We start from the raw sequence: 11,055 nt of genomic DNA on the forward strand, positions 1-11,055 counted from the left end.
CACACCATGCGGTGCGGGGTCATATCCGGTATTAGACCCAGTTTCCCGGGCTTATCCCAGAGTATGGGGCAGATTACCCACGTGTTACTCACCCGTTCGCCGCTCGTGTACCCCGAAGGGCCTTACCGCTCGACTTGCATGTGTTAAGCACGCCGCCAGCGTTCGTCCTGAGCCAGGATCAAACTCTCCAAAGATGCTTTAAGAGTAATACCTGACAAACAGACACCAAACTGGCATCATATTCATCTCAAAGGAACCCACAAATAGGGTTCAATCATTCAAGCTCTACTGGCTTAAATCGGCACACTGTTGAGTTCTCAAACAACACACGCACATCCGATTCAACCGCCACCATGGGCGACCTCATCCGAGGCTGGTATTGCCTAGCAAGTTTGTATTCACCTGATCGTATCCCACCCGCGCCGGACCGGAAGGCCCTGTGCTGGGAGAAGTAGATCGTGGCAACGTCGCAGTACTTTACTCGGTTCGGTTCGCGGTGTCAACCGCTCGACCCGTTCTGTCTCCGAGTCCGTCCCCGCCAGGCTCTTGCGTCCTGTTCCGTCCGGCGCTCCGTGCGACATGGAGAAAGTTACCCACCCCGAATTCCAAAGTCAAATCGCCTGGTCAGCGGCTTGCGGGGGGTCGCAGCCACAGCGTGCGGACCCGCCCGGCGAGCACGTCGGAGACGAGATCGGCCACCGCGGCGGGCACCTGCTCGCCGACCCGCACCAGCTCGTACCCCCACGCCTGGAACTCGCTGAGCACGGTGGCCGGGTCATCACCGAAACCGCTGGTCATGGCGCCGTCGAAGGCGAGGATGACGTTCGGTCGATCCTTGCGCAGGCGGCGCACGAGACCCCCCAGGGCGCGGTGCCCGAGGCCCGGAATGTCCACTTTGACGACCGTCAGCCGCTGCCCCTTGGTGGCCTCGATGGCGTCGAGCTCGCGGTCGAGCCGGACCGCGGGGACCGCTGATCCACTTTGTGTGTCCGTGGTCACTTCCGGTGATCCGGCTGGCCGAACCCCGTAACCGCCGCCCGGCGCGGGGGTCCCCACGAGCGGGGTCGTGCTGTCCCAGGCCGCGGCCTGCAGCACGACGAGGTGGTCGGCGACCACGTCCGAGACGTTCTCGGAAACGTTGTGGCGCAACAGTTTCACCGCGTCCGGGTCGGGCTCCACGACGACGACGGTCCCACTCGTACCGAGTCGGCTGAGGACTCGGATCGCGTGGTAGCCGACGTAGGCGCCCACGTCGAGGAACACGCTGTCGGGCTCGATGAGCGAGTCGACCAGCTCCGCGACGTCGGGTTCCCAGACCCCGTTGCTCGACAGAACGGCCGACATGACGCTGTCCTGCGCAGGTAGCCGCAAGAGTCCCGCGTCGCACAAGACGGGAGAGCTGGGTACATCGACCGAGACCCCGCGTTCGTGCTGCCGGACGACGACACGGCGAAGGGCATCAGTGGCGCGAAGTGCCTGGTCCGCGGACCACGAGCCCATCACGAGTCGGCTCTCCGCCTCGGCCTGCTGAGCGGCCAGGCGCGCTTCCATCGCATCCAGCCTGGCGTTGCTCGCGGCTAGGGCGTCGGTCAGTGCCCGGACCTCGGCAGAGCTGTCGTGTTGCTCCCTTGTGGACACATCTCGGACTTGTGCGGTGAGGTCGTCCACTATGCGTGTACCTGCCGCGGTCTCCCCCCTCAGGCGAACGACTTCCTCGCCGGTAGCGGAGACCTGCTTGCCGAGTTGGCCCATCCGGTCCACGACCAGGTCGAGGTCCGCGCGTAGTAGGTCCGCGTCTAGGCCCGCACCCGCGCTAGAGAGCCTGTCTTGGCGTTCGACGAGCTCGACGGCCGTGCGCTCTATGCCGTCGATCAGCGAGGCGAGCACCGAGGTCAGATGCGCGTCGTAGTGGTTGAGCACGCGCAGCACGGCCCGGCGTAGCTGCGGGGCCATCGGGATCTTGTGCCCCACGTCGGTGTCCGGTCGCCGGTGGAGGGCGTGCCGGGCAGCGCGTAGTGCGCGCAGTGGGTCGTCTTCGGTGGCAGCGGCGAGTGCACGCCCCGCTCTCCAACTGCGGTACGCGAGTTCGACCCGTCTGCGCACGGCAGCTCCAGCGGCCGCAGGTGCGAGTCGTTCGAGCACGTGCGTGCGCGCGGCCGAGCCGATCTTGTCGGCGGCCGCGTGGTCGTCGACCAGGTCGCGGATGGCGCCCGCGACCATCGTGTCGGCTGCGAACTCGTCGGTGGGTAGTGGGACGCAGCTGTCTGGTCCGAGCAGGTCAGCTGCCGCTCCCCCGGCGAGGGTGATCGTCGGGACTGCCCGCAGAGACACCTCTGCCAGCCAGCGGTTAACCCGGGCCGAGTCAGAGCTATCCGGCTGATCCAGCGACACGACCCAGTTCGCCGCGTCAGCGACGGCGACGAAGGTGGACTCGTCGGGGACTAGCCGGACACGGGAGTCCGCCGCCGCGGAGAGCCGGAGTCTCTCGGAAGCCTCGGAGCGCGCGAACGCTGTGGGCACCAAGAGCACGAGTCGGACGTCTTCGCGGCCTGGGAAGGCGGCGGCGAACGCTGCCAGCAGGTCGTCTCCACGATCCGCGAAGGCGACGAAGACGAATTCGTCTCCCAGCCCTAGTCGGTGTCTCGCGTGGTCACGTGCGACCTCGTCGCGCGCGCCTGGGTCAGGCAGTGGCAACGGGACCGTGTGTGTGGCTATGCCGTCTGGAGCGGGAGCGACAGTAGGCCAGACCAGCCATCGTTCGTCGGCCCGGAACGGGATCGGCGTGAGGTCGTCTCTAATCGCGATGACGTGGCGCTGTCGCGGTAGTCCGCCTGGTACTCCGCAGGCGAGGACCACCGGGTAAACCGGCTCGTCGGAGATGGGGAGGCCGGATGCCTCCGCGGCGAGGCGGACGCGGTCCGCGAGTGGGCCCGTGCCGATGACGGACACGCCGATCTGGTCGATCAGGGTGACGTCGACGGTCTGCTGGCCGGGTACCGCGCGCTGGTGGAGGCGTCCCGCGAGCACGGCGTCGGTCGCGCACCAGTCGCGGTAAGCGGCGGCATCGACCCCGAACGGCTCGGGGAAGCGTTCGCCCAGTTCAGGGTCGCCCTGCCAGAGCGCGAACGACCACCTGGTGGCGTCGGGAACACCTGGTTCGGGAGCACACGCCCAACGCAGGAACCCGGCGGGCTCGACGCCCGCGGGCGGAGGCGGGTCTTGGCTGCTCCTAGCGGCGCGGTACGCGGCGCGCAGGGGTGCGGGGAAGACAGTGCCATCTGCGAGTTTGCCAAATCGGACTGTCGATTGCGGTAGCTCGTACACGTCGTCGAGCGCGGTGGCGTAATCGGTGACGACTGAGGCCAACAGCGGGTGTTCCGAGAGGAGAACTCGCGGGTGGTCGGTGATTTCCGCGGTAAGAAGCCACGGTTTGGCTGGGTCGAAGCCTTGGAATATCGCCGTGCGTAGAGTCGCCGCGCCCGCGGTGAGGTTGCCGGTGGCATCACGCGCTAGCGCCCGTTGGGCGGCGTTCCACCCGGAGAGCCCTAGACCGGGGTCACGCAATACGTGGTGGTCAGCCATGGCAGGGGCACCGTCGAGGAACGACCCCGCGCGCGCGGGGTCGTCCAAGCAGGCCTCTGCCCAGGCGTGCAAGAAGGGCTCCGCGCCGTGGCTGACCGCGATGAGGCCGTCGTCGTAGATCCCGGCGGCGAGCAGTTCCTGCTGGGTGGGGCGCAGGCCGTCCGCTGGTAGCGGCCGCAGCACCCTGGGCACCAGGACGACGGCGGCCTGGTCGAGCGGGGCGGTCACCGCGGCCGCGAACGGCGCGTACACCCTGGTCCACGGCGCCAGGTAGATCACCGGGCAGGTGTGGTCGACCAGCAGCGACTCCAGCAGCCGGGGGCGCAGCGCGGCGCACGCCTCGGCCGCGGTGTGGCCGGTGGCGAGGTCGGCGAGCTCGGCCGGGTGGACGCCGATGTCCTCGGGCACCAGCACCCCGTCGGAGCGTTCGCCGTCGACCAGCAGGGTCACGAACCGGGCACCGGGGTGGTGGTCGAGGAAGGTCCTGGCCGCCAACCGGGCGGCTGGCAGGTCCTGCGCGGCCACCGCGGTACAGGCGATCACGGTCGTCACGGCGTCGGGGGGCACGTCGGGCACCCGGTCAACCTAGTGGCTCGAAGGGCGCCCGTGGGCCTACCAGTCGAGCGATCGGGTGATCGGACTAGAGCATCGGGAGAAGAGTTCGCAGCTCGTAGGGGGTGACGCTGCGCCGGTATGTGTCCCATTCGGTCCGCTTGTTGCGGAGGAAGTAGTCGAAGACGTGCTCGCCGAGCGTCTCGGCGAGCAGCTCCGAGTTCTCCATCTCGGCCAGGGCCTCGCCGAGGTTCTGCGGCAGGTTCGCGTAACCGGCGGCGCGGCGCTCGGCGTCGGACAACGACCACACGTCGTCCTCGGCGGCCGGGGGAAGCGGGTAGCCCTCTGCGACGCCCTTGAGGCCCGCAGCGAGGATGACCGAGAACGCCAGGTACGGGTTGCAGGCCGAGTCGAGCGAGCGGATCTCTACGCGGCGCGACGACGCCTTGGTCGGCGAGTACATGGGAACTCGGACCAGCGCGGACCGGTTGGCGTGTCCCCAGCAGACAGCGGTAGGGGCCTCACCACCGACGATGAGCCTCTTATACGAGTTGACCCACTGGTTGGTGACGGCCGAGATCTCGCGTGCGTGCTTGAGCAGACCCGCGACGAACGCCTTACCGGTTGCCGATAGCTGATACGGGTCCTCGTTGTCGTAGAACGCGTTGCGGTCGCCTTCGAAGAGGCTCACGTGGGTGTGCATGCCGGAGCCGGGCTGATCGGAGAACGGCTTGGGCATGAAGGACGCGAACACGCCCTGGGTGAGTGCGACCTCCTTGACCACGTACCGGAAGGTCATGACGTTGTCGGCCATGGTGAGCGCGTCGGCGTAGCGCAGGTCGATCTCCTGCTGGCCGGGCGCGCCCTCGTGGTGGCTGAACTCGACCGAGATGCCCATCGCCTCGAGGGTCTCGATGGCGTGCCTGCGGAAGTGCGTGGCGGTGGCGTGGCTGGCCTGGTCGAAGTAGCCGCCGTTGTCGGCGGGGGTCGGCTCGCTCCCGTCGTGCGGCAGGTCGTTGAGCAGGAAGAACTCGATCTCGGGGTGCACGTAGCAGGTGAACCCGGCCTCGCTGGCCTTCGACAGCGTGCGGCGCAGCACGTGCCGTGGGTCCGCCCAGGACGGTGAGCCGTCCGGCATGGCGATGTCGCAGAACATCCGCGCCGAGTAGGGCTCGCCGTCCGGGGTCTCCCAGGGCAGCACCTGGAAGGTCGCCGGGTCGGGCTTGGCGATCATGTCCGACTCGTACACCCGGGAGAATCCCTCGATCGCCGAGCCGTCGAACCCGATGCCCTCGGCGAACGCGCCCTCGAGCTCGGCGGGCGCGACCGCGACGGACTTCAGGAAGCCGAGCACGTCGGTGAACCACAACCGGACGAACCGGATGTCGCGTTCTTCGAGCGTGCGCAGGACGAACTCTTGCTGGCGATCCATGTGCGCAGCGTAGACATCAACTGGTGGTGCGCGCCTTATCGAGCCCGTGTGAGGTGATGCGCAGTGACATGACGGCCGCTAGAGCGCACAGTCCGCCCGAGACGTACCAGGCGATGTCGTAGCTGCCGTGGTGGTCGCGCGTGAGTCCCGCGCCGACCGCGGCGAGCGCGGCACCGACCTGGTGGGAGGCGAAGACCCAGCCGAACACGATGGGTCCGTCGTGGCCGTAGACCCTCCTGCACAGGGCAACCGTCGGTGGGACCGTGGCGACCCAGTCGAGACCATAGAAGACGATGAACGCCCACATGGGTGGTTCGGTGGTGGGGGCGAACAGCTGCGGCAGGATCAACAGCGACGCGCCGCGCAAGGTGTAGTAGGCGCCGAGTAGGTAGCGCGGGTCGACCTTGTCGGTAAGCCAACCGGACGCGATGGTGCCGATGACGTCGAACAAGCCGACTAGGGCGAGGAGTCCCGCAGCGGTCGTAGTGGGCATCCCGTGGTCGTGGGCGGCAGGTACGAAGTGGGTGCCGATGAGCCCGTTGGTCGAAGCGCCGCAGATGGCGAAGCCGCCCGCGAGGAGCCAGAACGTCCCGGTTCGCGATGCCTGGCTGAGCACCTGCAGGGCTCGGGACGCGGTTCGCCCGCTGGTGGCGGGGATCGGATCTTCCTTACCGGTGGCTCCGTAGGCGGTAGTGCCGACATCGCTGGGCTTGTCCCGGAGCGCGATGAGGACAAGAGGGACGACGGCGAGCGCGGTGAAGGAGATGGCTAGGGAAGCCGTGCGCCAACCGCTGTGGGTGGCGAGCTGGGCGACTACGGGCAGGAACACGAGCTGCCCGGCCGCGCCTGCCGCGGTGAGTACGCCGCTGACGAGGCCTTGGTGCTTCACGAACCACCGGGAGGTCACCGTGGCGACGAACGTGAGCGCCATCGAGCCGGTGCCGACACCCACGAGCACGCCCCAGAGGAGGAGCAGCTGCCAGCTCGAGTTCATGAAGACGGTGAGTCCGCTACCGGCGGCGACGAGCACTAGGGCGCCCGAGACGACTCGGCGCATTCCGAGCCGCTCCATGAGCGCGGCCGCGAACGGCGAGATCAGTCCATAGAGGAGCAGGTTGATGCTGACAGCGGTCGAGATGGTCGCGGTGGACCAGCCGAACTCGCGGTGCAGGGGGTCGATCAGCACGCTGGGCGCTGCGCGGAACCCCGCGGCGCCGACCAGGGCGACGAAGGCGACGCCCGCGACGAACCAGGCCCAGTGCGGCCGCCGGACCCGGATCTGTGTCTGTGTCACGGCGTCCAGGGTGCGGTGTCGGCTCCACTGTGGCCTAGTGGCCTGATTGCCAATATGTGCAAGAATCTGGCCATGACGCACCGGGTGGCGGTCCTGGCCATCGACGAGGCGGTCGGCTACGACCTGACGATCCCGCCGCAGGTGATGCGCGCGGCGGTCGACGGCGAGGGCGTGCCGCTCTACGAGGTGGTGGTGTGTGGGGTCGACGCGAAGCCCGTGCGGATGACGACGGGGTTCACCGCGCTGCTCGACCACGGCCCCGAGGCGCTGGAGACCGCGGACACGGTGATCGTGCCCGGCACCCGCTCCCCCGGGCCGCGGCACCTGGGCACTCTTCCGGGTGACATCGGGGAGGCACTCGCGCGGGTGCGGCCGGACGCGCGGGTGATGTCGATCTGCACCGGCGCGTTCGTGTTGGGTGCCGCCGGGGTGCTCGACGGGCGCCCCGCGACCACGCACTGGAAGTTCGTCGACGAGTTCCGGGCGCTCTACCCGTCGGTGCGGTTGGACCCGGACGTGCTGTTCGTCGACGACGGCGACGTGTTGACCTCGGCGGGGTTGGGCGCGGGCGTCGACCTGTGCCTGCACGTCATCCGGACGGACTTCGGCAGCGAGGTCGCGAACCGGGCCGCTCGCTACTGCGTGGTGCCGCCGTGGCGCGAAGGGGGGCAATCGCAGTTCATCGATCGCCCGCTGCCCGAAGGTGGCTCTGACGGCGTCGCGCCTACTCGCGCGTGGGCGCTTGCCAGGCTGCACGAGCCGCTGGAGCTGACGGCGTTGGCCGAGCATGCCGCGATGAGTGTGCGCACGTTCTCTCGACACTTCCGCGCGGAGACAGGGCTGTCGCCGGGGGCGTGGTTGATTCAGCAGCGCATTCGATTGGCGCGGCGGCTGCTGGAGACGACAGATCTACCGGTCGACCAAGTCGCCGAGCGGGCTGGTGTCGGTAGCGCTGCCTCGCTGCGGCAACACCTGCGGGCCGCGATAGGCGTGTCTCCGCTGGCTTACCGCAAGATGTTCCGACCTAGCTCATCGCAGGGATAAGAGCGCGGGACAGGTTCCACTCGATCAGGTCCATGCGCTCGGACAGCCGGTAGAGGAAGTCCTCGAAGTCGCGGCTGTGCTCGGGCGAGACCAGGGCCTCGGTGGCGCCGACGGCCTGCTCGATGAGCCAGGACGAGACGCGCCGCAGGCCCAGCGACGGGGTCTGGTCGACCCAGGCGAGTAGCTGGTCGCGCATCGCGGGGTCGGCGCAGTGGACCGCGACGAGGCGGCGCCTGCGCAGGGCAACGGTGAGGTCGGTGCCCGCGAACAGCGGTGCGCGGTCGGCGCGGCGGATCACGGCCGCGATCTCCTCGAAGCCCTCTTCGACGATGGACCCCATGCCCGCGACCGACGTCATCTCCGCCGCGGTGAGCTGGCCCGCGGCCAGGACCTCCGCCTGACCGCCGATGCCGACGCACGGGGTGGCGAGGTAGGTGGCCATCCGACCCGCGAGCGGGCCGACCCGGTCGGTCACCTCGAGGAAGACGACGGACGCGTACGGCACCAGGTCGGCCCACACGATCGCTGGCACCTTGTCGAGAGCTACGTCACTCAATGAACACCTACCACTCGTTCCCGCCATCAACACCACCCACATTGAGCCCCCATTTGGGGGAACTCAAGCACTCTCCGACACCAACACCCGAAAGGTTGAAGCTTGTAACACCTGCGGGCGCGGTGGGCTGTGGACAACTTCCGCGGCCCTCAGCTCGATCCGCCTACGATCTGGGCCATGGTCAAGCGTGGGTGGGTTGGAGCGGTCCTGGCCGTGGTCGGGCTGCTGGTCACGGGGTGCACGTCGGAGGAGCCGACCGGGGGTGGCGGCGACCTGCCGGACGGGGCGGCGCTGGTGCGCGAGTCGGCGGAGGTGACGAAGGGGATCAAGAGCGCGCATTTCTCGCTCAAGGTCAACGGGTCGGTATCGGCCATCCCGGTGCAGAACGCCGAGGGTGACCTCACCCGGGAGGGCGGGCCGTCCGGCGCGGCCAAGGGCACGGTGAAGCTGACGCTGCTCGGCCAGCTCATCGAGGGCGAGTTCGTGCTCGTCGACGACTCGCTCTACATCAAGGGCCCGACCGGGGGGTTCCAGAAGTACCCGGCGTCGCTGAGCTCGAACATCTACGACCCGTCGGCGATCCTCGACCCGGACAAGGGCATCGCCAACGTGCTCGGCAAGATCCAGAACCCGCGCACCGACGGCAAGGAGTCGGTGGAGGGCACCTCGGCGTACAAGGTGTCCGGCAAGGTCACCAAGGACGTCGCGAGCGCGCTGGTGCCCGGGGTGAACAGCGACGTGGACATCTCCGTGTGGCTGCGCGAGGACAACAAGCAGCCCGTCAAGGCCTCGGTGAAGCTGCCCGGCGGTGAGGGCCAGACCGCGTCGGTCGACCTGACGCTGTCCGACGTGGACAAGCCGGTGACGATCACCGCGCCATGAGCAGGGGACGCACCGTAGCGATCAGCGCGGGCGCGCTGGCCGTGCTGCTGGGCGCGCTGGACACCTACGTGGTGGTCAGCGTGCTCCGGCAGATCATGGGTGACCTGGAGATCGCGGTGAACCGCCTCGAACAGGTCACCCCCATCATCACCGGCTACCTGCTGGGCTACATCGCGGCGATGCCGCTGCTCGGGCAGGCGTCGGACCGGTTCGGGCGCAAGCTGCTGCTGCAGCTGTGCCTGGTCGGGTTCCTGGCGGGCTCGGTGCTGACCGCGCTGGCCGAGGACCTGCCGACCCTGGTCGCGGGCCGGGTCGTGCAGGGCATCGCGAGCGGTGCGCTGCTGCCCGTGACCATGGCGCTGGCGGCCGACCTGTGGGACGAGCGACGCCGGTCGACCGTGCTCGGCACCGTCGGCGCCGCGCAGGAACTCGGTAGCGTTATCGGCCCGCTCTACGGGGTAGCACTCGCCGGTCTCCCCCTGTGGGCTGACGCGTTCGGCATTTCCGGCTGGCGTGGCGTGTTCTGGGTCAACGTCCCCCTGGCCGTGCTGGCGATGGTGGCGATCCAGTTCACCGTGCCCGCGCACCGCAAGTCAGCCGATCCGGTCCGCGTCGACGTGGTGGGCGGGCTGCTGCTCGCGTTGACGCTTGGCCTCACCGTGGTCGGTCTGTACAACCCGGACCCGCGCAACGCCGTGCTGCCACCGTGGGGGTTAGGGACGCTGATCGGTGCTGCGGTGGCACTTGCCGCGTTCCTGCTGTGGGAGCGCCGATCCCGCACGAAGCTGATCGACCCCGCTGGCGTGAACATGCGGGTGTTCCTGGCTGCCCTTGTGGTGTCCGCGCTCGCCGGGTCGGCGTTGATGGTGACCCTTGTGGACGTGGACCTGTTCGCCCAGGCGCTACTCGGCAAGAACGACGAGGGCGGCGTCCTGCTGTTGCTGCGCTTCCTCATCGCACTACCGATCGGCGCCGTCGCCGGAGGCTACCTGGCGGCCCGCTTCGGCGAACGCGTCGTAACCGCTGCGGGCATGGCCATCGCGGGGGTCGGGTACCTGCTCATGTCGCAGTGGCCGGTGAACCCCGTAGCCGCGACATCGCTGTTCGGGCTGTCGCGAGTGGACGTTGACCTGGTGGTCGCCGGGCTCGGGTTGGGGCTGGTGATCGCGCCACTGTCGGCGGTGGTGCTGCGGGTGGTTCCTGCGGAGCGGCACGGCATCGCGTCGGCCGGTGTGGTCGTGGCGCGGATGACGGGCATGCTGGTGGGGGTGGCGGCGCTCTCAGCTTGGGGGCTGCACCGGTTCCACACGTTGACTGCGTCGTTGGCTGTTCCGCTGCCTTGGGGCAAGACGGCGGAGGTGGCGGCGCGGGAACAGCGTGAGTACCTGGACGCTTTGCAGGCGGCGTTGTTGACGCAGTTCACGGAGATCTTTCTGATTACCGCGGTGCTGTGCGGGGTGGGTGCTGGGGTGGCGTTGTTGTTGGGAGTTCCGTCGCGGGAACGGGTTGCTGTGGAGGGGTGAGTGGGGGGTTATCCACAGGGGGTGGAGTTGTCCACAGGGCTGACTTTCAGCCTCTCCGGTCTTGTGTGCTCGTCGGTAGGCTCTATATTCGGGGGACTTTGGGCGGGTTGATCTTGGCGGCCGTGGTTGGTGGGGCGTTGAGCTGGGGGAAGTCCGGGTGTCGGGCCTTTGCTTCGCTGCGGTAGACGCC

Annotated in this window: 7 protein-coding genes and 1 rRNA gene; 3 read left to right on the top strand and 5 right to left on the bottom strand. The window is 68.4% G+C overall.

What is annotated here, in order from left to right; translation table 11 throughout:
* From LV79_RS00010 to LV79_RS00025, 4 genes are all read right to left on the bottom strand, one after another.
* Window positions 1–194 (bottom strand): 16S ribosomal RNA (locus LV79_RS00010); the annotation flags it as partial.
* A gap of 430 nt (window positions 195–624) precedes the next feature.
* Window positions 625–4,158: an FkbM family methyltransferase gene (locus LV79_RS34310; protein WP_253831118.1), complete on the bottom strand. Its 3,534-nt coding sequence runs from the start codon at window positions 4,156–4,158 to the stop codon at window positions 625–627.
* A gap of 64 nt (window positions 4,159–4,222) precedes the next feature.
* On the bottom strand, window positions 4,223–5,566 hold the full coding sequence (glnA, locus tag LV79_RS00020) for a type I glutamate--ammonia ligase (protein ID WP_253831119.1): 1,344 nt from the start codon (window positions 5,564–5,566) through the stop codon (window positions 4,223–4,225).
* 16 nt (window positions 5,567–5,582) lie between these two features.
* On the bottom strand, window positions 5,583–6,860 hold the full coding sequence (locus LV79_RS00025) for an MFS transporter (RefSeq protein ID WP_253831120.1): 1,278 nt from the start codon (window positions 6,858–6,860) through the stop codon (window positions 5,583–5,585).
* 72 nt (window positions 6,861–6,932) lie between these two features.
* On the opposite strand from LV79_RS00025, the gene LV79_RS00030 reads away from it, so the two are divergent.
* Window positions 6,933–7,904 carry a GlxA family transcriptional regulator gene (locus LV79_RS00030; protein ID WP_253831121.1) on the top strand — a complete coding sequence of 324 codons (972 nt, stop codon included), beginning with the start codon at window positions 6,933–6,935 and terminating at the stop codon, window positions 7,902–7,904.
* Here the strand turns inward: LV79_RS00030 and LV79_RS00035 are convergent.
* A complete protein-coding gene (locus tag LV79_RS00035) occupies window positions 7,885–8,460 on the bottom strand; it encodes a hypothetical protein (RefSeq protein WP_253831122.1) in 576 nt (191 codons plus the stop codon). The genes LV79_RS00030 and LV79_RS00035 overlap by 20 nt on opposite strands.
* Window positions 8,461–8,637: 177 nt before the next feature.
* Between LV79_RS00035 and LV79_RS00040 the strand changes: the two genes are divergently transcribed.
* Window positions 8,638–9,342: an LppX_LprAFG lipoprotein gene (locus LV79_RS00040; protein WP_253831123.1), complete on the top strand. Its 705-nt coding sequence runs from the start codon at window positions 8,638–8,640 to the stop codon at window positions 9,340–9,342.
* On the top strand, window positions 9,339–10,865 hold the full coding sequence (locus LV79_RS00045) for an MFS transporter (RefSeq protein ID WP_253831124.1): 1,527 nt from the start codon (window positions 9,339–9,341) through the stop codon (window positions 10,863–10,865). Before LV79_RS00040 ends, LV79_RS00045 begins: the two co-directional genes overlap by 4 nt.
* Window positions 10,866–11,055: the final 190 nt, after the last annotated feature.

The organism is Actinokineospora globicatena (assembly GCF_024171945.1).
Taxonomy (GTDB): Bacteria; Actinomycetota; Actinomycetes; order Mycobacteriales; family Pseudonocardiaceae; genus Actinokineospora; species Actinokineospora globicatena.